The sequence below is a fragment of the Bacillus thuringiensis genome (assembly GCF_022095615.2).
Lineage (GTDB): Bacteria > Bacillota > Bacilli > Bacillales > Bacillaceae_G > Bacillus_A > Bacillus_A cereus_AG.
In genome coordinates this window covers 1,581,027-1,601,924 of sequence record NZ_CP155559.1, presented here as the reverse complement: position 1 = coordinate 1,601,924, position 20,898 = coordinate 1,581,027, and the positions used below count along the sequence as shown (strand labels likewise).

Here is a 20,898-nt window from a genome sequence, read left to right as displayed (position 1 = left end):
TCTCCTCCAACCGCGCTATTATACTTCAAGTTCATTCGTTTGAATTAAATAGCGCATAACTTCAATTACAGCTACGTATAAATCTTCTGGAATCGTCTCATCTTCCTCGACTTGATAATATAAAGAACGAGCAAGCGGACGGTTTTCCACCATTGGTATTTCTTGTTCACGGGCAAGCGTTCGTATATATAATGCGAGCTCATCTTCCCCTTTTGCAACGACAATTGGTGCTGCATCAACCTGTTTATTGTACCGAAGTACGACCGAAATATGAGTCGGGTTGTTTACAATAAACGTTGCACCATCCATCTTTTTCGCAATTGTCCCTTGCAAGATCGCATGCATAAAGTTTTTTCGTTTCCCCTTTACTTGCGGGTCCCCTTCATTATCTTTATGCTCCCTTTTTACTTCTTCTTTTTTCATCTTAATATCTTGTTCGTACTCCCATTTTTGATAAATAAAGTCAATAATAGAAAGAACGATTAATATAATTAAAATAGCTAAAAAGATAAATTTAATTTGCCTAATAATTTCAGTAAGTGACGCAGTCCAGTTAAATCCAATCATACTCACGATCTTCTCTAAATTCTTTTTAAACAGAATGTAAGCGACGTAACCGATTAATCCCATATAAAATAGTGATTTCAAAATATCTACTAAACTTTTCCGACTAAACAATCTCGTAAAATAGTTTTTTGGATTAATACGTGACGCTTTCGGCTTAATGACTTTAGAAGAAAATAAGAAACCGACTTGAATCATATAATTAAATAAATGAAAAGCGTATACGAGTATTAATATCGGCGCTGATACTTTTAGTAATAAAATACCCATTAAATAAAAATACTGTGTTGAATCTGTATTTTTTCCAATTTGATTAAACAGTACTGCTACAGAGTTTGCAATCTCATAACCGAGCCAATCTCCGAAAAAGTAAACAACAACTGCTAATACTAGTATGGAAAATAAATTATTTAAATCTTTACTCCGGGCAATATTCCCTTCTTCACGCGATTTCTTACGCTTCTGCGGGGTGGCCTTTTCTGTTTTATTATCCTTTGCCATGCGCGTCCCCCTACTTCGTTAAGAAAAAGTTAAATAGTTTCGTATATTCCTCAAGCAATACGTCCGTCATATTTTTAAACACATAACCGAGCATCGGTACACTCATCGCAATAAACAAAATACCACATGTGATTTTAATGACATACGCATTCATAAAAACGTTTAATTGCGGAGCGTTTTTTGCGATTAAAATTAAAACAAAGTTAATGATGAACAAACTTCCCATAAGCGGAAGAGCAATTTCAACCGCTGATGTTATCGCAAATAATAACGTTGCGAGTAGACTATCTAAAAAACTAGTCGTCAGCAATTTTGAAATCGCCTCTGTATATTGAAACGACTTTAAAATCGTGGCAACGAAATAATTAATGCCTCCAAGTGAAATAAAAATAATGAGAAAAAATATATCAAAAATGGTTGAAAGTAAAGTAGACTGTGAACCTGCATTTACATCAAACAAACTCGCCTGTGATAAACCGATATCAAAGTCTAAAATATGTCCTGCCATTTTTGGAATATTCCAGAGCATTTCTACAATTTTTGAAAGTGATAAGCCAATTACAATTTGCGTACCTGCATAAGCTGCAACGTCCCAAGTTGTCTTTATGTGAGAGACATCAACTTGATCGGCAACTGTAATCGAAAGAGCAAGTCCAACTGTAACCTTCGCCATCGCTGGAATGGATCGCCCTGAGAAAAACGGTAAAAAATATAAAAATGAAGTAATGCGGCAAAACGCAAAAAACGTCGCCACCCATAATTCCATATTCATTTCAGTTCACCTATCTTAGTACGAACGCAATAGCGATGGGATTTTATCAAATAAATCTAAAATAAGCGTCGTTAACTCTTGAAACATCCACGGACCTAAAATGATAATAACGAGTACGATACTCGCCATTTTTGGTAAAAACGTCAGCGTTTGCTCTTGAATTTGCATCATCGCCATAATGACAGCGATAATAATAACGACAATCATACTTACGCCGGCAACCGGCATTAAAATCATAACCCCTTTATAAAAAAAGGTTTGAAAAATATCTATAATTGGTGACGTATTCATTTATATGACTCCTATCACATAGCATCAAACGCTTCAGGCGACTGTTTTAAACATAATGTCGACGATTTTTGTATATCCACCTAAATATACGAAAACAAGTATTTTAAACGGTAAACTTAAAATCATCGGCGGTACCATCATCATCCCGAGGTACATTAACAGTGTACTAATAATCAAATCTATAAATACAAACGCTAAATAAATGAACATCCCCGTCAACAATCCTTTTTGGATTTGCGTTAACGTAAAGGATGGCACAAGCGTAAATAAGGAAAGATCTTTCAAATCTTTCGGCAATTCTTCTCCGCGCACTTTCAGCATCATCTTTAAATCATGCTTATACGTATGCTTTGACATATACTCTTTCATAATCGGAGCTGTCGTCTCAGCAGCTTGACTTACAGTTATTTTCTCTTTCGTCATCGGATCCCACACATCGCTCTTTAGCTGCCCAAGTACAGGCTGCATCGTAAAGAGTGATAAAAATAATGCAAGTCCAACAAGTACTTGGTTCGGTGGTAAATTCATTACCCCAAGTCCTTGACGTGTAATCCCAAGAACGATCATAAAATAAGTAAAATGTGTAAATAATAGAACGATAGAAGAAGATAATGATAAAAGGGTAACGAGCGCAAATAATTGTACACTTGAATTACTCGTAAACTCTTTCCCATTTTCGAAATTAATAAAACCGTTCGGGGCCGCATACGCTGGATTTACAAAAATAATTGAAAAAACGATAGAAAATACGAAAATAACGGCTAATAATGATAACTGTTTCTTTATTCTCATGATGGATCCTCTACTTTTTTCGTTTCACTCTTCACCGCGTCTTCTAGCGCTTGTTGAAACTGATTTCCTGTTCCTGTTAATTGCACAGATTGTACACCGTTATTACTAATAACAGTGAACACTTGCTTGCCGTCTACTTCAAATAAAAAGGCACTCGTTTGATGATTTAAATACACGCCGTCTTTCACTTGAATATGGCCATTTTCACCTTGTTTAAAAAACTGCTGCTTGCGCGTCTTTTTCGTCATATAATATGCACCGTAGCCGAGCGCACCAAACAGTAAAACGACTTGAAATAAGGTCGTCATATACGACATATGACTCCTCCTCTACTCTTTATCTTGCATTTGACTTTGCGCTTTCATAAGCGCAGCTTGCTTCTTATCGGCTTCAATTTCAGAAATGATAATACCGAACTTCTCGTCCATTACGATCGCTTCACCGATGCCGACTTTCATATTACTTAAATACACATCTACTTTATGTCCTAGGTTTTTCTCTACTTCAAGAACATCGCCCACTTTTAACTGTTTCACATCACCGAGCGTAATAGATGACTTCCCAAGCTTTACACCAAGTTCAATCGAAATGTCTGAAACAGTATCAATATGTGCTTTACCTGCTTCATTTCGCTTCCCTGCAAAATCTTCTAATCCCATTAATGACACAGGAGATACTTCATGCTTCATATGGATCCTCCTACTCTACAAAACTTTTAAATAAGAGCGCCTTACGCGTTCCATCTTTCCCAATAAAACAATTAAATTTATGCTTTCCATCAACATAACCAAGTAATTCATCCGAAACTTTCGTATGGAGCGGAATAATATCGCCTTCTTCAATTTGTTCAATCTCACCCATTGTCATCTTCTGCTCGCCAATTGCAACGTGAACAGGTTTAAACACTTGATTTACTTTTACTTCCACTTCAGACGTATACTTTTTACGCTTATCCGAAGAATGTTCGACAATATTTTCAGACGTTAACTTATCCATAATTTCTTCAACAGATAAGAACGGAATACCGATACGCACCGTCGTATTCCAAAAATCTGTTTTCATATTTACGTTAAGTAACGAAATTATATCGCTCGCTGTCGTAATCTTTAATGCATTCGGATCTGTTTCCGTCGTTACAAACTTCGGTTCAATCGCAACAACACTTTCAAATGATTGCTCTAAATTTTTACAAAGAAGCATGAATATATTATCGAGCGTTAAAAACTCAAACGCCGTTAGCGGTCTGCGCATCGTAAAGTTGCGTTTACTATCCCCGCCAAGCCAACATTCATGAATATAAATAACAAATGCTAAATCAATCTCAATAACAATTTCTCCAAGCTCTGGTAAACCGAGGTCAATTACGCAATATAAATAATAATCTTTCGGCATTTTCTCCACATACTCACTCGTAAATGGAACTTGCTCAACTGTTGAAGGCTCTAGCTCAATCGGAATACGCATACGCGCTGCCAACGTCTGTGACGTCTGTTTTCCAAACGTAGAAGCAATCGCTTGCAAACTACGTAAATGCTCAACACCGAACTTCTCTGGTCTATTAAAATCATACTCCTGAAATTTCTCTTGCTTCCCTGCTTCTTGTGCGAAAGCTGGCATTTCCTCGCCTTCATTTACCGCCTTCAGCAGGGCATCAATTTGCTCTTGGCTTAATTTTTCGCCACTCATGACAATCCCCTTCCCTACCTTTTCAATTCAACGATTTCAACGTACATCTTCCCGTTTTTCGTCAAAATCTTTCCGGTTCCAATCTCTTCATTCTCAAGCATAAGACGCACCGTATTTTTCGTTGAATTTTCCAGACGATACAATGTACCTTTCGTAATATGAAGCAGATCTTCAATTTTCTTTTTCGTATTTCCGATTTCAAAATAAATTGTTAACGGAATATCATCTTGTAATTTCAAATCTAGTCAACTCCCATATCATGTTCACGAAAATTTCATGTTCTCTCTATATATGAAATTTCTTATTTTGAAACGTCGATATTTAATATTTTTTTAATATATCCTTGCGTTTCTTTAAATGGCGGTACGCCTCCGTACTTTCTCACATTACCAGGACCCGCATTATAAGAAGCGAGCGCCAATACTAAGTCGCCATTATTTTTCTTTAAATAACCGCTTAACTCTTTCACGCCGCCTTCAATACTTTCAGCTGGTGAAAATGGATTTTTTATACCCATCTCTTTCACATTCGCTGGCATAAGCTGCATAAGCCCCATCGCACCTGCATGTGACACCGTTTTCGGATTAAAATCAGATTCTACTTCAATCATTTTTTGAATTAACGTTTTCGGAATTCCATATGTACGGCTAGCGCGATCAATAATGTCCTCATACTTCCCTTCATTGGAAGAACGTATTTTTTGAATATTATACTTCTTCGTTAATCCCCACGTATCAGCAGCCTCATTTTTCGTTTCTGGGAAACGTCGTTCAAACTCTTTTTGCGCGACTTGCACTTCATCTACTTTCTTCGTTTCAGCTTTTTCTTCAGGCTTACTCGCTTCCTCTACTTTATTAATAGATTGTTCCGGCTTATTAACAACCGTTTCTATTTTCGTAGATTGTACCGGCTGACTCATATCTTCTATGTTTGCCGGCTGCGTAGTACCCTTCGTCTCCTTCACAGGTTCACTCTGCAACTTCTCTTGAAAACGACTACTAACGAATGCTTGTGGACTGCTTAGCTTTTGCTGAATTTGTCCTTTCTTATATGCAAGCACTTCTTTTACTATATTTCCAACTACCATAATATCACCTTTTCGGTAAACAAAGATAATCTAATATTAGAGTTTTTTTTTAAAGTTTGCAATAATCCTTTTGATAATATTGTAATAAAAAAATGAACAAATAGAAAATTATCATTTTTTTATATTCAATAATTACAATTAATCGTTGACACGATATATACCAAGGATTACAATTAATCTCGAAATTGATTTTTTTGCATATTTACGTTTATCAATTAACAGAAAAATCAATATAAAAAAATGGGGGTTCTTATCATGAGAATTAATACAAATATTAATAGCATGCGTACGCAAGAGTACATGCGCCAAAACCAAGACAAAATGAATACTGCGATGAATCGTTTATCTAGCGGTAAATCTATTAACAGTGCGGCAGACGATGCGGCTGGCTTAGCTATCGCTACTCGTATGCGTGCAAAAGAAGGCGGATTAAACGTTGGAGCACGTAACACGCAAGACGCTATGTCTGCTTTACGTACTGGTGATGCTGCTTTAGGTTCAATTTCTAACATCTTACTTCGTATGCGTGATCTTGCTACGCAAGCTGCTAGCGGTACGAATAACGCAAAAGATACTGCATCTTTAAGCAAAGAGTATGAGCAATTAAAAGGAGAAATTGACCATATCGCTGGAAAAACAAACTTTAACGGCAATGCATTCCTAGACAAATCTGCTGCTACTAATCCAGGTACAGACATTACGATTCAACTTTCTGATGCTGCAAGTGATACTCTTGTTATTACAGCTATCGATACAAAGGCACTTACAAGTGGAACTTTGGGGACTTTAGCAGACGTAGCTGGCGCAACAACTGAAATGGGTAAAATTGATACTGCTATCCAAGCTGTTGCTGATGCAAGAGCAACTTTCGGTTCTCAATTAAACCGTTTAGATCATAACTTAAACAACGTAACGAGCCAAGCTACTAATATGGCTGCTGCTGCTTCTCAAATCGAAGATGCTGATATGGCAAAAGAAATGTCTGAAATGACTAAATTCAAAATCTTGAACGAAGCTGGTATCAGCATGCTTTCTCAAGCAAACCAAACACCTCAAATGGTTTCTAAATTATTACAATAATCCATTTGATCCTATAAATCTCTTTGTAATCAAAGAGATTTATAGATAACTAAAAGTCCAAGATAAAAAAATGGGGGTTCTTTACATGAGAATTAATACAAACATTAACAGCATGCGTACACAAGAGTACATGCGCCAAAACCAAGACAAAATGAATACTGCGATGAATCGTTTATCTAGCGGTAAATCTATTAACAGTGCCGCTGACGATGCGGCTGGCCTAGCTATCGCTACTCGTATGCGTGCAAAAGAAGGCGGATTAAACGTTGGAGCACGTAACACGCAAGACGCTATGTCTGCTTTACGTACTGGTGACGCTGCTTTAGGCTCAATTTCTAACATCTTACTTCGTATGCGTGATCTTGCTACGCAAGCTGCTAGTGGTACAAATAATGTTAAAGATTCAGCTTCTCTAGACGAAGAGTACCAACAATTAGCAAAAGAAATTAACCATATTGCTGAAAAAACTAACTTTAACGGTAATGCATTTTTAAACTCTGCTGATGCTGATGCTACTAAGAAGGGCTCAGATGTGACTATCCAACTTTCTGATGCTGCAAGTGATACTCTTGTTATTACAGCTATTGATGCAAAGGTTGATACACTACTTGGTGCTGCTGTTGGAAAATTAACAGGTGCTGATTCAGCAGCTGCTGTAACTGCAGCAACAACTGAAATGGGTAAAATTGACACAGCCATCCAAGCAATTGCTGACGCTAGAGCAACTTTCGGTTCTCAATTAAACCGTTTAGACCATAACTTAAACAACGTAACTAGCCAAGCTACTAACATGGCTGCTGCTGCTTCTCAAATCGAAGATGCTGATATGGCAAAAGAAATGTCTGAAATGACTAAATTCAAAATCTTGAACGAAGCTGGTATCAGCATGCTTTCTCAAGCAAACCAAACACCTCAAATGGTTTCTAAATTATTACAATAATCCATTTGATCCTATAAATCTCTTTGTAATCAAAGAGATTTATAGATAACTAAAAGTCCAAGATAAAAAAATGGGGGTTCTTTACATGAGAATTAATACAAACATTAACAGCATGCGTACACAAGAGTACATGCGCCAAAACCAAGACAAAATGAATACTGCGATGAATCGTTTATCTAGCGGTAAATCTATTAACAGTGCCGCTGACGATGCGGCTGGCTTAGCTATCGCTACTCGTATGCGTGCAAAAGAAGGCGGATTAAACGTTGGAGCACGTAACACACAAGACGCTATGTCTGCTTTACGTACTGGTGACGCTGCTTTAGGCTCAATTTCTAACATCTTACTTCGTATGCGTGATCTGGCTACGCAAGCTGCTAGTGGTACAAATAACACAAAAGATACAGCTTCTTTAAACAAAGAGTATGAGCAATTAAAAGGTGAAATTGGTCATATCGCTGGAAAAACAAACTTTAACGGCAATGCATTCCTAGACACAGCCGGTGGCGGTAAAGATATTAAAATTCAACTTTCTGATGCTGCAAATGATACACTTGATATCACAGCTATCAATACAAAGGATATTACAAGTGATAAGTTGGGTACTTTAACAGATGTAACTACTGCAAAAGATGAAATAATAGCTCTTGACACAGCTATCCAAGCTGTTACTGACGCTAGAGCAACTTTCGGTTCTCAATTAAACCGTTTAGATCATAACTTAAACAACGTAACTAGCCAAGCTACTAATATGGCTGCTGCTGCTTCTCAAATCGAAGATGCTGATATGGCAAAAGAAATGTCTGAAATGACTAAGTTCAAAATCTTGAACGAAGCTGGTATCAGCATGCTTTCTCAAGCTAACCAAACTCCTCAAATGGTTTCTAAATTATTACAATAAGCCATTTGAATTATTTTCATGAATAAACCTCTCTGCTTGCGGAGAGGTTTATTTTTTCTATATAAACAGATAAAAAACTTTCTTTTTAGTTTAAAGAGAGGCTCTAACCATACTTAGAATCTGTCAGGGCTTATTTTCCCCTCGTTCCGTATATGAAAACAAAAAGATAAAGTGAGTACAAACCCTTTTATCATTCCATAGCCGTTTATTAGCTTTAAAACACCGATTTTATGAATCTATCAAGAGTGTCTATTATGCGTATTGTTACGAGTGATTTTTTAAAGTTTAAATTGTTAACTGAAGTTGCGCTCAGTATGGTTCCACAGGCGAATCAAATACCGCAAATGGTTTCTAAATTACTACAATCGTAAACATTCATCTTCCTTTTTTGGAACGATTCCATACAAAATAAAAGGGAAATACATATAAGCTATGTACCTCCCTTTTATTTTGTACCCAAATTTCATTACTGTGTTACAGTCATAACCTGTCCACTACGATCAACCATAATTTTCATTTTACCGTCTTGTGCGTTATATAACCCTAATTTATGCAAATCTTGTTTACATTCTTTTACGAAGAAAGGCAATGTGCGAATTTGATTAATATCAGAGCTCGTAATGAAATGAATTAAATGATGCGTCATTTCTTTTATATCATGAACAAGCTCTTCCTTTTCTCGTTTTAGCCTTTCATTTTCAGCCCGTAATACATGTAATTCGTCTTCGAGACCACGAGTATTCTTTTCATCTTTTGAACGCTCTGCGGCCATGCTAGAAAGCTTATAGATTCCTTCCATGAATTGATGTAGTTCATGCTCTTTTCTTTCACTACACTGGCTAATCGTTTCAAAATTATCAACAATACCAGATATAACTGTTACAAGACTTTTTTCATTCTCTATATTTTGAACTTCTTTTCTTAATTCTTTCTTGTTTTCTTTTTTTATTTCAACAATTGGTTCTTTTACAGGCGTATATTTTCGCTTTCGTCCTGGTTTTTGTTTTTCAATATTTTCAAACAGTATTTCACATTTTTTTAATTTGTAATACGTATTTTGCAATTGGCTTGCTGTTTTTGGAAAAAGATTTAGTTCTTTTTTACTGACGTATTTTGAAATATTAATAATGTTTAAACCGTGACGTTGGGAAAATTGATACACTTCATACAGTAACTCTAACTCAGACTTCAGCCATGTAATTGTAGATTTTTCATACGCCCGCATCCCACCATGTTTTTCTATATCTATTTGAAATAATACCATTCTATTATGTAAATCAACTAGTTCTTCATACTCTACTTGGAATTGTTTCTCTATTTTTTTTAATTCCTCTTCTAGTTGCACATCGTTCATTTTATTATTTGACATGTTTTGTAAAAGACTTAATACATTGATTGCTGTGTGGTGATACATAATCTGTGTCACTCCCCCTCATCCTTTCACAATTCTCATCTGACTCCCATGTCTTCTCAGAAAATAGCAATTTTTACATATCCATATTATAACATTTCAAAATTGTCTGTCAAATAATAAACATACAAAAATATATAGAAAGTATAGAAATAAAAAAAGATTTTTTAATTAATATGTATAATTGCATATTAATTACATTTAATTATATTATATGGTATTTCGGATGTATTTTCACCGAAAAAGTTTGCGTTACCACGAAATATTACTAAAATTATCCAAAGATACATTTTTATATTTTCAAATCAAAAATCTTCAAATGAAGATTTTTTATACTTACAACCATAAACACTCCAAAAACATTCCATTTTTCCTCCTATACAGAGTATAGAATACTAAAAAGGAACTAACCAATACTACATATGGCTAGTTCCCTTCTCTCCACTAGAAGAATAGAGTTGTAAATAGTGTCTGCAAATCCTCACTTCTTCTACTTACATAAAACCACTCCATATCTTTGATCTCACATCGCATAGGGCTCTATTAGGCACCGACCGCCATGCATAGCTAGAGCTTCTATTCTAGCTAAAAAGCGCTTTTCCAAACTCTTTTACAACACTAACTTATCAACTAAACCAATTAACTCTTGAATATCTGGCTTACTTACTTGAGCATTCGCCCCCACAGCTTCGCCTTTATGGAATAATTCATTTGTAATTAGTGAAGAGAAAATAACGACTGGTAAACGATTCATTACTTCACCATCTTTAATTACTTTCGTTAAATGGTGTCCATCCATTTTCGGCATTTCAATATCCGTAATTAGCAAGTGAATATGTTCAAACATTTTTTCGCCTTGCTCTTTCGCTAGCTTTTCAATTTGCGCCAATGCTTCTGCACCATTGCTGAAGAAGTTCATTTTCGTATATCCAGCTGATGATAATGTTTCTTCTAATATTTGACGAAGCATCGCTGAATCTTCCGCAATATAAATAACTTTTTCAGCTCGATCTGTTTTTTGTTCTAATTTTGAAAGGGATTTATTATCATAACCAGTTCCGCTAATTTCACATACAATTTTCTCGTAATCTAATAGTAAGATAATTTTTCCATCTAGTTTTACAATACCAGATGTCGTTTCTTCTAGTCCCATAGACAATGAAGCTGGTTCATCAATTTGTTCCCACGAAATACGTTGAATACGATGCACTTCATCAACACGGAAAATAACTTTCATTTGATTTAATTCTGAAATAATAAATTTCGTTTGATCAAGTGGCTTTGTTGATTTTAAATTAAGAGCTGTCGCTAAGTTTATAACAGGTAAAATTTCACCACGTACTTGAACAACACCTTCAACTGCATGATGCGATTCTGGCACAGTTGTAACAGGGAATGGATTAATGATTTCACGTACTTTCATTACGTTGATACTAAACAGATTTTCACCAACAGTATATGTGACAATCTCTAATTCATTTGTTCCGCTTTCTAATAAAATACTTTGTGCTTGTGACATAAAGGTGTCGCTCCCCTTCCATTAATTCCGTATATCTAATTATTAAGCTTTATAAAAGAGAAAAAGTCAACTACCTATATACAAAATATAGATAGTCGAACGATTTATTTTAAAAGACGCTTAATCGTGTATAAACGAAGCAAGTGCCTCTAATAACACTTCTTGTGCTCCTACAATTTCTGTCGGCATTGCTTCCCACTTTTTTGCAAGCTCCGTTTCTACTCGTATTCTTAGCTCTGAATCCATTTCTTCTAGCACATATTCTTTCGTCGCTATATCAACATCAAGTAGCGCAAGCGCATATAATTCTGGATCATTTAGTTTTTTAAATAATTGTTTCAATATAGCTGGTGCTATATGTTTTAATTTTTCAATATGAATTTCCTTATCCGAAAATAGTAACTCATATTGAATGAACGTAACATTTTCTTTAATTACTTTAAAATAGCAATTATTTTTTTTATCATTTACAAAATAACCGTTCGGATCTGCAATAATACTCTCTACTTTACGAATTAAATCTGGCAAACTACTCGCCGCCATTACAGTCCGCTGCTCAACCTCACTCGGCGAAATGAATGTAACGCGATACTTATTCTGCGCCATCCTCCTCACCTCTCCTTTTATAGAAATCTATCTTCACAAATAAACTTATTAGTCCATCTAACACGCTAAGACCACAGGTATTATTCATACTACACTTCGCTTAAAACTTAAACTAACCTAGTAAATCTCCATATCTCTGGTCTTAAACAACAGTCGAGCACCCACATAAGCAACCGCCAGGTGTCCTCTCTCAAAACCTAAAAAGGGGCTTTTAAAAGCTTTTTAAGAGCTTTTCAACAACTCGATGTTATTGAACCAAAATGCAATCTGCTGATCCGTTATCCCTGATAGTGTAATAAAAAACTCACGGCACTTCATCTCGTCCTTAAACAGTTGATACTTCCATTCTCCTTCGCTACCAACACTTACGAAATAAAACTCATGAATACGGCCAATAATCGATTGCTTTTCACCAAATGAATATGGAGGTACTTGCTTAATTTCAAATTGATCAGGTAAATATATATGCTCTTCTCGTTCCATGTTTAACACTTGCTCGGCAAGTTCACGTTTATTTTCGAAAAAAGGCAATTGTAAAATTCGCTCTTGTCTTGTCGTCATACGAATAAAAAACCCTTTCTACTACATTACAATTTTTCTTTATGATATATTATCGAATTAAGTTTACAACTTCATTTAATACTTCATCTGACACTTTAATTACCTTCGCATTTCCTTGGAATCCGCGTTGATAAAGCATTAAGTCAACGAATTCTACAGATAAATCTACGTTTGAACTTTCTTTTGCTGATCCTCGTACATTACCTGCACCATTCTCACCAGCAACACCTACTCCTGGAATACCCGCTGATGGTGTCGCAACGTAATTTCCATTCCCTGTTTTCATTAATCCACCTGAATTTGGGAATGTAGCTACAGCTAGTTGTCCTACAACTTTCATACTACCATCCGAATATTTCATCATAACGAAACCACCGTCAGAAATAGAATAATCATTTGCAATTGCAGCTGGACGCCCCGTTACTTCTGTTGTAGAAATAGTTTTTCCAGTTGGATAGTTTGTTAAACCGCTTAAATCTAGCGTCAGACCATCACCAAAAGGAATTGTAATAGTTCCACCTTTAGTAATTTCACCAGTTACTGGATCTTTTTGTACAGGTTCATCTGTTTGCTTTAAATTTCCCAATGTATCAAATATAAGCGGTTTGTTGTCCGGCATGCCTTCAATAGGCTTAAATTCTTTTTCGTTTTTAGAATCATTTCTTACAGAAACTGAATATGTATATTCGCCTGGCACTGGCTTTTCAACTTCTTTACCATCTACAGTCTCTTTTGTAGTCTTTTGTTTAATATTTACACGTAACGTTAACGAGTTCCCTTCCGCATCAAAAACTGTGAATTCGTGAGATAATGCATTTTGGTTTCTAGGAAGGTTTCCGCCTATTGTCGCTTTATCTGTTTGAATCCCACCAACAGCTGATCCCATTGGAATATGAATTGGGCTTGGTCGTGAAGAAAAATCTACTTCTTGTGTTCCTGTTTTTACACCATAACCCAGTACATACTGTCCACCTGTATTTGTAACATAGCTATCTTTCGATACACCAAAAGATCCTTTTCTCGTATACTCTACATTTCCACCGTTACGATCACCAACTAAAAACAAACCGTTTCCTTCTATCGCTGTCTCCATCTTATCACTAGTTAAAGTAATAGAACCATCACTAAAATCTGTAGATGTCCCACTGAACTTTACACCGTTACCAATACTCTTTGGATTCGTACCCGCATAGGCACCATCACCACGTGAACCAACAGTATTATTATATAGCAAATCATCAAAAATAGCCTTTTGCTTTTTATACCCAACTGTTTGTGCATTTGCAATATTATTTGAAGTAACACTTAATGCATTTTGTGCTGCATTCATCCCTGTAATACTTGTATATAACGCTTTAATCATAACCTTTGTACACTCCTTTTATTAATCTTGCTTAACCTCTTCATTTTTTTCTATATCATCTTTCTTCTCATCTTCCGGATTAGTTTCTGTTATCGGTTTATCAGAAACCCTTTCTATGAAACGAAGTGAGACAACTTGATTATCAACAATAAGTTGCACATCGTTATTTTCAGCAAGTCGAACTGTTTCCACTTGACCAGTCACTTGCTTTCCATTATTGCTTACACCTCTAACGTACTTTCCTAAAAACTTCATCCCTCCATCAAGAGCCGTCGAATACATCGTTGATTGCAGTTTATCTACTGCTTTCGTCATATTCTGTACTTGCTCCATAAGCGATAGCTGTGCTGTTTGGTTCATCATTTGGTTCATATCCATCGCATTAAACGGGTCTTGATGTTGAAAGCTTGCTAAGAAAAGTTTCAGGAAATCATCTTTATCCATAATACCGGGTGTTTTTTGAGTACTTGCTGATACTCCGTTTGCTTGTTGAGCTGTCGACTGTGCACCAGTAACAGATGCGTTTTTTGTTTGTGCTCCTGCTTGTAACGGAATATGATTTGTACTCGTTGTATTTAATCCAACTGTTGGCACACTTTATTCCTCCAATAATCCAGCAAATTCTTTTGCATGTTGTTTTTCATGTTTCGTACTTGCTAATTTTTGTTTTTGTCTTTGCTCTTGTTCTCGCTGTTCTTTTCGATTTTCATCTTTATCTGAATAGCTAATTTGAATATTGATTTCTTTTTCTTTTAACTTCAGTCTCAATTCATCAAAAATAATTTCAACACGTTTTTTCGCATCATGTTTTTCCATTTCTACGTGAACATCAATTTGATCTCCATGTTTTTTCATAAACACCGTTAATGTACCAAGTTTTTCTGGATTTAACTGAAATAAAACACGCTCTTGTTTCACTACAAATTTTTGCAACGCTTCTACTTGTGCTTCCATTTTCTTTCCTAAGTCAGGTAACGTAACTTTCTCAGCGCCACTATTTGATTTTCCTATTTGATCCGTACCCGTTGCTTTATTTAATAACTCCGCACCCGTTGAACTCGAATCGTTTAACACATCACCTTCAGGCAACTCTATCTTTACATCATCGCCCTCAGCTTTTGGAAGATCTACATCTAAGTCTTTGGAATCTTCTTGTTTCTTTGCAATATTACAAGTTTCTGTTTCTACAATTTTTAATGCTTGCATCGTTTGCTCCGGCATCTTCATTTTGTCTAATACCATTTGCATTGTATCTTCTAAACATATAGCATTTTTGATATTCATATTTGAAAGAAGCTCTTGCAACTGTTGTAATTCATTGGCGGGTAATTCGTTAAGTTTTATATTCCCATATTCTTTATATAGCTCTTGTATTTTTTGTATGTATTGATATAACAATTCCGGCTGCACACGTAATTGTTCAATTGCAACCATTTGCTCAGATACAGCTAATAGTAACTGTTCTGTCTCTTTTTTTTCTTCTTTCTTTACAATTGGCTCTTCTTTCGTTACTGATTGTTTAGAAAGAATATATTCTTTTTTTTCTTCTTTTGGTGCTTCTTCTCGTTTCATTTTCTCCGTTTTCGGCTGCTTTTTATTTTCCATTCTCATCGTAAGATCGAATGAAGAATCTTCACTTTTTGATTGTACTTCTAGCCCTTTTTCTTTTTGCGGAGGTAAACTTTGTTGCACCGGTAATACAGACTGTATCACTATATTCACCTCATCCATTCATACACATTTTCAAATCAAGAAGCATTTTTTCTTCCTGCTTTTCTCGTATTTTAGCAAGCTTTCTACAACCTTCTTGATACATCTCATCAATGACACGTTCTTTTTCTTTTACTTGCTCTAAAAGGCTTTCATTTTTTCGAATAAAATCTTCCGTTTTTTTAATTTTCCGATTCCATTCTTCTATTCTTTCAGGTGAAAACGTATGTGACGAAAGCATGCCAGCCATTATACGCTGCCCAGTTTGTACGACTTTACTACGCGATTTTACTACATATAAATCATATTCTTTTTTTTGTTCTATTTTTCTTTTTTCACCTGCTAATTCATACACTTCTTTCAAAATCTGTTCTTTTTCTTGATTTATTTGCAATTTTATCGTGTCGTACTGCTGCTTATCCACCTGTTTTTATAGCCCCTTCCTATTATAACGTTCTCTTTTTCTATTATATAGTTTTTTTCCAAAAAAATCTGTGAAATATTAAAAAACAAAAAAATAAGACCTCTTGGGCAGAGGTCTTATACTATATGGTGCATCGCTTCAACAATATCATCAAATTGGAAACTATTAGATCGACCTTGTTTTAAAAACGTATTTATACCTTCTACTTTGTTTTTACATTCAAAAATATAAGCATTTTCTGTATTTTCTTGAATCGTTCCTAATTTAAAATACAATTCATTTTCTTTATAAACAGATAAGATTTTTCTCATTTCATTTGCAAGTTGCCAATGAGTTGGCGAAACGATTTCTTCCATAATCCTACTCACTGAGTCTAGCACTGAAATAGCAGGGTAATGACTAAGTGTTGCAAGCTCACGTTTTAATACAATATGTCCATCTAAAATACCACGCGCTAAATCTGGTACAGGGCCGTTTAAATCGTCTCCATCGACGAGCACGGTATATATACCTGTTATAGATCCCTTTTGCGTTTTCCCAGAGCGCTCTAACAGCTTCTTCATATAACTTTCCATTAAGAGTGTTTTACCGCCAATCGGTAACTCTTTAACGGCAATATCAACACTTCTACGCGCATCAGCAAAACGAGTAACAGAGTCCATCATAAGTAGTACGTTATTACCTTGATCACGGAAATATTCAGCAATAGACGTTGCGAGTTTCGCTGCACGAAGTTGCATTAAGTGACTTTCATCTGACGTCGCTACAACAACGACGCTTTTTCGCATTCCTTCTTCACCTAATTCTTTTCGAATAAAGTCTTTTACTTCCCGGCCACGTTCTCCTACTAAACTAATAACATTAATGTCAGCTTTTGCGTTTTTCGCAATCATTCCGAGTAAAGTAGATTTACCAACACCAGAACCTGCAAAAATACCAATCTTTTGACCGATGCCAATTGTTAGCATAGAGTCAATTGATTTGATTCCCGTTTCAAATACATCGGTAATTTCTTCACGTTCAAATGCATGAATAGGCGGGGCATCTAGTTTTATTTTTTGTAATGGAATATTCTCTGCATCCTCATTTAGTACTTCGCCATTTGCACTTAACACTTTTCCAAGTAAATGATTGCCACGAGGTATAACAACATCTTCTGCAATTAGTGTAACTGAATCTCCGTAACATACTTTTTCTGTTTGTTCAAATGGAAGTAACATATTATTTTCTTTTTCAATCGCAATCACTTCACATAAAACATTATGTTGTCCAACGAAACAAACATCTCCAATTTTTGCCTTTGGCCCTTTCGCTACGAAAAACTGTTCTTGTACACTATGAACTTTACCGACTTTCGTATAAAACGGGGTTTCAATAAACATATTCCATTTTTGGTTTTCATTCATTAATAGTCGAGTCATACATTTTGCTCCTCAAATAACTTCTCTTCTTCCCATTTCTGGCGAAGTTTCGCAAATATAGGTGCAAATTTAAATTCAAAGAACTCTTTCTCTTCTTCTAGAACAAATTCACCGAACTGTAAGGAGAAATCATATTTCCATTCTACTAATTGTAGTAACCAATACTCTTTCGTATTTTCCTTCTCTTCTTGAATACGTTCAAATGTTTCTGGGTGTACGGTAATGATTAATTTTTCAAACGAAGTAGGCAACGTTTGAACGATACCAGTTAAAATGGGTAACACATCAAGCAATCGTGAATCTACTGCTTGATTCACGATTTTTTCTGCTAAATGAAAAGATTGATCCCATAATAACTCTGTCCATTCATACGCTGTTTCTTGCTGTTCTTGTTGAAACTGCATACGCGCTACTTCCATCTGTTCCATTTGTTCATGAATATGCATTTGAAATTCTTCTTTATCTTGCAATAGCTGTTGACGCTCTCGTTCTAGCATTTGCTGCTCTTGCCTTAGCTGATTCATTTCCATATGTAACGATTCTTGCTGCGCGCGAAGTTCTGCATGATCAACTTGTAATTCTTCCTCTTCTATATGAACTGCGGCTGGCTTTGGGTATTGTAATTCATACGTTTCTTCTGAAAAAGAAACAGAATTCTTCGGAATTCTGTTTTTAAATAAGGACATCATCTTCACCTCTTTGAACGATAATTCTTCCTTCCTTCTCTAGCTTTTTCACTGTGCCTGTAATCGTTTGCTGTGCCTTTTCAGCATCCGTCATCTTAAGCGGTCCTAAGCCATCTAATTCTTCTAGAATCATTTCTTTACGGTTTGAAGACATACATGTAAATAATTTCTCTTTAATCTCTTCTTTTGCAATTTTAAGTGCTTTCGCAATAACACCGTTATCTGTAATTTCTTCTAATACACGACGAAGTGCAAGAGCTTCAAGTCCGAGTAAGTCTTCAAATACAAACATGTTTTCTTTAATTTTCTCAGATAACTCATAATCCATTTCATCCAGCTTTTGAAAGACTGTTTTTTCAACACCTCGTGAAACATTATTTAAAATGTTTACTATTGTTTTCAAGCCATCCGTTTTATTAATTGCATTAAATGCCATATTATTTAATTTCGATTTTAATAAATCACCAATTTGATTTATTAATTCACCATCAACTTGCTCTAGCTTCGCAATCCCCATTACCGTTTCTACTCGCTTATGATCTGGTAATCTCTCAATTAATTGAGAAGCAAGCTGCGGTTTAATATAAGAAGCGATAATCGCAATCGTTTGTGGCGATTCATCATTAAGTACAGTAAGAAGCGGTTCTAAATCCGCAAGTGAATTTAAGAATTCAAACGGATTATCTTTGTTATACCAAAGATCTTCCAATAATTTTTCTAGTTCGTCTTCTGGCATATTTTTAAATATGCGACGAATATATTCTTTATCCGGAGTCACTAGGTTTAATTCTTTTACATTTAATTCATACAAGAACTCCCCTAGTACATTCTCTAACGTTTCCGGTTTATATACACGAAACTTCGCGATTTCACGAAGTAATACTTCTTTTTCCTCAGCCGTCATATATTCAATGACTTTTGCTGCCACCCCTTCTTCTAATGTACGAATAAGGATGGCAGCTTTTTCTTTGGAGGAGATTTCATCTAACATCGTTGTTCCTCCCTTACTGTCCATTTAACCATTTTTTAATTACTTTTGCAGTTCCTTCTACATGTTCTTTCGTAGCATCATGCACTTGTTCATCTAACGTTGGTTCTTTCGGTTCTTCTGGTTCTGGTTTTGGCTCTGGTACTATTTTTTCTTCAGGAATTTCCATAATACTTTCATTACTTGCAGCAATTTCCTCTTCTGCTAAGTATTCTTCATATTCCTCTTCTTCTTTCTTTCTCTTACGTCTTGCTAATAAGAACCATACTAGACCACCAATTGCTAATAAACCAGCTGGAATTCCACCGAATAACCACCAGTTTATACCGCTTTCTTCTGGCTCTTTCTTCTTCTCCTCTTTCGGCTGATCAAACTGAACAGTTACAACGTTAACTTGACCGTTTGTAAAGTTTCCATTCGGATCAGCTTGAAGGCCAGCAGCTGTGCCGATTGCTTCTTTGAAAGTAGTCATATCCATTTTTCGTTTTACTAACGTATCATTGTCTACCCATACTACAACATTTGTTTTCGTTAATTCTGGGTGTTTCTTAATTGTTTCAACTGTTTTATCTATTTCATAGTTTTCAATTTTGTTACCATTTTTATTATCATAGACGATTTTACCATTTTGATTATTGTTCGTACCGTAGTTTGGCACTTCGCCGTTCGCTGTAATACCAGCGCCTTGCTTCGTCTCTGCTCCTTCTTGTGCAGTAGAGCTTTCCTCTTGCTCTTGTTTGCTACGAAGTACACCTTTATCACCATATTTTTCTGACTGGCGTGTAACTTCATCATAGTTTACAGACACTTTCGTATTCACTTTATATTCATTCGGTTTAAACATCGTCATTAACGTTGCATCAATATCTTGCTTTAATTTACCTTCAATTTGTTGCTGCATCTCTACTTCTTTTTCATAAGAAGAGGAACTAGTAGAATGCGCTTCATCTGCTCCTTTTGAGATAATACCTTTTTTGCTATCAATCACACTTACTTCTTCTGCTTTTACACCTGGAACTGCTGCACTAATCATTTGCTGTATACCTGCAACCTGATCTGCCGTTAATAATTGGCCACGTTTCACACCTACAGTAATTGCCGCTGTTCCTTTTGCTTTTTCTTCATCAAAAATTGTCTCTTTTTCAGGTAATGTAATTTGAACATTTGCCGTTTCAACTGTCGCAAAGTTTCTTACGATATCTTGCTCCAATTGCTTTTTCGTACCGACAATTTGCTTCATTTTTTTATCTTGCTCACTTGAACCGAGCGAGCTTTCTAATAAAATTTCCTCACCGCTTTTAGAATTAAACGGTAAGCCCATCCCATTCATTTCTTTTCGAACCCATGGAGCATCATTCTTTTGCACACGAATCGAACCATCGGCCGCTAATTGATAATCGACACCTAACTTCGATAATTCTGCTGTAATCTCTTGCTTATCTGTATCATTTAAATTTTGATATACAACAACATATTTATCTGGCAAGGTGAAGTATAAAAGTGCTCCTGTTACAATCGCTAAAAGCGCAGCACCGATTACTAACTTATGCCACGTTTTTAATGATTGGATAACATTTTTTATCTTTTCCATTTAA

At 35.6% G+C, this 20,898-nt stretch carries 24 protein-coding genes and 1 pseudogene; 4 read left to right on the top strand and 21 right to left on the bottom strand.

Annotation, left to right across the window (positions count from 1 at the left end; genetic code table 11):
- Nucleotides 1-18: 18 nt before the first annotated feature.
- From flhB to KZZ19_RS08300, 9 genes are all read right to left on the bottom strand, one after another.
- Nucleotides 19-1,065, bottom strand: coding sequence for a flagellar type III secretion system protein FlhB (gene flhB / locus KZZ19_RS08340; RefSeq protein ID WP_097817755.1), 1,047 nt, complete (start codon nt 1,063-1,065; stop codon nt 19-21).
- 10 nt (nt 1,066-1,075) lie between these two features.
- Entirely contained in the window at nt 1,076-1,837 is a 762-nt protein-coding gene (locus KZZ19_RS08335) for a flagellar biosynthetic protein FliR (protein WP_097817756.1), read from the bottom strand.
- 15 nt (nt 1,838-1,852) lie between these two features.
- A complete protein-coding gene (locus tag KZZ19_RS08330) occupies nt 1,853-2,128 on the bottom strand; it encodes a flagellar biosynthetic protein FliQ (protein ID WP_001098085.1) in 276 nt (91 codons plus the stop codon).
- A 33-nt stretch (nt 2,129-2,161) separates the two neighbouring features.
- Complete coding sequence (locus KZZ19_RS08325; RefSeq protein WP_001220582.1) at nt 2,162-2,920, bottom strand: flagellar type III secretion system pore protein FliP; 759 nt, start codon at nt 2,918-2,920, stop codon at nt 2,162-2,164.
- A complete protein-coding gene (locus KZZ19_RS08320; protein ID WP_000121176.1) occupies nt 2,917-3,237 on the bottom strand; it encodes a hypothetical protein in 321 nt (106 codons plus the stop codon). The genes KZZ19_RS08325 and KZZ19_RS08320 overlap by 4 nt, the downstream gene beginning before the upstream one ends.
- Nucleotides 3,238-3,249: 12 nt before the next feature.
- Entirely contained in the window at nt 3,250-3,609 is a 360-nt protein-coding gene (fliN, locus tag KZZ19_RS08315; protein ID WP_000680010.1) for a flagellar motor switch protein FliN, read from the bottom strand.
- 10 nt (nt 3,610-3,619) lie between these two features.
- Complete coding sequence (fliM, locus tag KZZ19_RS08310) at nt 3,620-4,606, bottom strand: flagellar motor switch protein FliM (protein WP_097817757.1); 987 nt, start codon at nt 4,604-4,606, stop codon at nt 3,620-3,622.
- Between the two features lie 14 nt (nt 4,607-4,620).
- Nucleotides 4,621-4,845 (bottom strand): flagellar motor switch protein FliN, encoded by a 225-nt coding sequence (locus tag KZZ19_RS08305; RefSeq protein ID WP_000775712.1) that lies wholly within the window; start codon nt 4,843-4,845, stop codon nt 4,621-4,623.
- A gap of 62 nt (nt 4,846-4,907) precedes the next feature.
- Nucleotides 4,908-5,693, bottom strand: a complete 786-nt coding sequence (locus KZZ19_RS08300) for a lytic transglycosylase domain-containing protein (protein WP_097817758.1) — start codon at nt 5,691-5,693, stop codon at nt 4,908-4,910.
- 255 nt (nt 5,694-5,948) lie between these two features.
- Here KZZ19_RS08300 and KZZ19_RS08295 point away from each other — a divergent pair, with 255 nt between their 5' ends.
- From KZZ19_RS08295 to KZZ19_RS08280, 4 genes and pseudogenes are all read left to right on the top strand, one after another.
- On the top strand, nt 5,949-6,773 hold the full coding sequence (locus KZZ19_RS08295; RefSeq protein WP_348638033.1) for a flagellin: 825 nt from the start codon (nt 5,949-5,951) through the stop codon (nt 6,771-6,773).
- Nucleotides 6,774-6,858: 85 nt separating this feature from the next.
- Nucleotides 6,859-7,713, top strand: coding sequence for a flagellin (locus KZZ19_RS08290; RefSeq protein WP_097817759.1), 855 nt, complete (start codon nt 6,859-6,861; stop codon nt 7,711-7,713).
- 85 nt (nt 7,714-7,798) lie between these two features.
- Entirely contained in the window at nt 7,799-8,614 is an 816-nt protein-coding gene (locus KZZ19_RS08285) for a flagellin (protein ID WP_097817760.1), read from the top strand.
- A 269-nt stretch (nt 8,615-8,883) separates the two neighbouring features.
- Nucleotides 8,884-8,985, top strand: a pseudogene (locus KZZ19_RS08280) (flagellin); the annotation flags it as partial.
- Between the two features lie 95 nt (nt 8,986-9,080).
- Here the strand turns inward: KZZ19_RS08280 and KZZ19_RS08275 are convergent.
- The 12 genes from KZZ19_RS08275 to KZZ19_RS08220 all read right to left on the bottom strand — a co-directional run bounded on the left by KZZ19_RS08275 (nt 9,081) and on the right by KZZ19_RS08220 (nt 20,894).
- Complete coding sequence (locus KZZ19_RS08275) at nt 9,081-10,028, bottom strand: DNA-binding domain-containing protein (RefSeq protein WP_097817761.1); 948 nt, start codon at nt 10,026-10,028, stop codon at nt 9,081-9,083.
- A 607-nt stretch (nt 10,029-10,635) separates the two neighbouring features.
- Nucleotides 10,636-11,544, bottom strand: coding sequence for a chemotaxis protein (locus KZZ19_RS08270; protein WP_097817762.1), 909 nt, complete (start codon nt 11,542-11,544; stop codon nt 10,636-10,638).
- A gap of 120 nt (nt 11,545-11,664) precedes the next feature.
- On the bottom strand, nt 11,665-12,150 hold the full coding sequence (locus KZZ19_RS08265; protein WP_097817763.1) for a LysR family transcriptional regulator: 486 nt from the start codon (nt 12,148-12,150) through the stop codon (nt 11,665-11,667).
- A gap of 222 nt (nt 12,151-12,372) precedes the next feature.
- Nucleotides 12,373-12,711: a DUF3964 family protein gene (locus KZZ19_RS08260; RefSeq protein ID WP_097817764.1), complete on the bottom strand. Its 339-nt coding sequence runs from the start codon at nt 12,709-12,711 to the stop codon at nt 12,373-12,375.
- 49 nt (nt 12,712-12,760) lie between these two features.
- On the bottom strand, nt 12,761-14,074 hold the full coding sequence (flgE, locus tag KZZ19_RS08255) for a flagellar hook protein FlgE (RefSeq protein ID WP_097817765.1): 1,314 nt from the start codon (nt 14,072-14,074) through the stop codon (nt 12,761-12,763).
- 21 nt (nt 14,075-14,095) lie between these two features.
- Nucleotides 14,096-14,668 (bottom strand): flagellar hook assembly protein FlgD, encoded by a 573-nt coding sequence (locus KZZ19_RS08250; RefSeq protein WP_001143483.1) that lies wholly within the window; start codon nt 14,666-14,668, stop codon nt 14,096-14,098.
- A 3-nt stretch (nt 14,669-14,671) separates the two neighbouring features.
- Nucleotides 14,672-15,787 carry a flagellar hook-length control protein FliK gene (locus KZZ19_RS08245; protein ID WP_142332109.1) on the bottom strand — a complete coding sequence of 372 codons (1,116 nt, stop codon included), beginning with the start codon at nt 15,785-15,787 and terminating at the stop codon, nt 14,672-14,674.
- Between the two features lie 10 nt (nt 15,788-15,797).
- Nucleotides 15,798-16,208 carry a cytoplasmic protein gene (locus KZZ19_RS08240; protein ID WP_098324354.1) on the bottom strand — a complete coding sequence of 137 codons (411 nt, stop codon included), beginning with the start codon at nt 16,206-16,208 and terminating at the stop codon, nt 15,798-15,800.
- A 116-nt stretch (nt 16,209-16,324) separates the two neighbouring features.
- A complete protein-coding gene (gene fliI / locus KZZ19_RS08235) occupies nt 16,325-17,629 on the bottom strand; it encodes a flagellar protein export ATPase FliI (protein ID WP_098324353.1) in 1,305 nt (434 codons plus the stop codon).
- Entirely contained in the window at nt 17,626-18,315 is a 690-nt protein-coding gene (locus KZZ19_RS08230; protein ID WP_097817769.1) for a FliH/SctL family protein, read from the bottom strand. The genes fliI and KZZ19_RS08230 overlap by 4 nt, the downstream gene beginning before the upstream one ends.
- A complete protein-coding gene (locus KZZ19_RS08225) occupies nt 18,302-19,306 on the bottom strand; it encodes a flagellar motor switch protein FliG (protein ID WP_048561266.1) in 1,005 nt (334 codons plus the stop codon). Before KZZ19_RS08225 ends, KZZ19_RS08230 begins: the two co-directional genes overlap by 14 nt.
- Before the next feature lie 13 nt (nt 19,307-19,319).
- Nucleotides 19,320-20,894 carry a flagellar M-ring protein FliF C-terminal domain-containing protein gene (locus KZZ19_RS08220; protein ID WP_048566831.1) on the bottom strand — a complete coding sequence of 525 codons (1,575 nt, stop codon included), beginning with the start codon at nt 20,892-20,894 and terminating at the stop codon, nt 19,320-19,322.
- Nucleotides 20,895-20,898: the final 4 nt, after the last annotated feature.